This window comes from Pseudoalteromonas sp. RB2-MNA-CIBAN-0110, assembly GCF_040309305.1.
Lineage (GTDB): Bacteria > Pseudomonadota > Gammaproteobacteria > Enterobacterales > Alteromonadaceae > Pseudoalteromonas > Pseudoalteromonas arctica.
This window is the reverse complement of record NZ_JBEOOQ010000141.1, coordinates 1-284: the sequence shown is the minus strand read 5'-3', so window position 1 is coordinate 284 and position 284 is coordinate 1. Positions and strand designations below refer to the sequence as shown.

At 44.4% G+C, this 284-nt stretch carries 1 protein-coding gene; it reads right to left on the bottom strand.

Translation table 11 applies throughout. The features are described from left to right. Positions 1–117: 117 nt before the first annotated feature. Positions 118–240: a hypothetical protein gene (locus AAEY68_RS20890; RefSeq protein WP_350586804.1), complete on the bottom strand. Its 123-nt coding sequence runs from the start codon at positions 238–240 to the stop codon at positions 118–120. Positions 241–284 lie beyond the last annotated feature (44 nt).

The window sequence follows — 284 nt, the reverse complement described above, 5'->3', positions numbered from 1 at the left end:
ACCCCAATCGGCTTAACCGGAGGTCCGGGCTGCTATGAGTGGTGCGTGGGCGTGACGAATTGGGGGCGCAGAGTATAGCACACAGCGCTGGCTATGTCCTGGTTGTTGATTTCGCGTCTATGTAAATAAAACAAATTCGTGCTCCTCGAGTAGTAAACCAGAGCAAGGAACCAGCGCCATAGTTACATTTTCGGTAATTGCTTTTGCATAAGCGCCTTGTAATAACTGTAACTCTATCACTAGATGCTGTTATTTATCTGATGAAAACTATTTAAAAATATCAA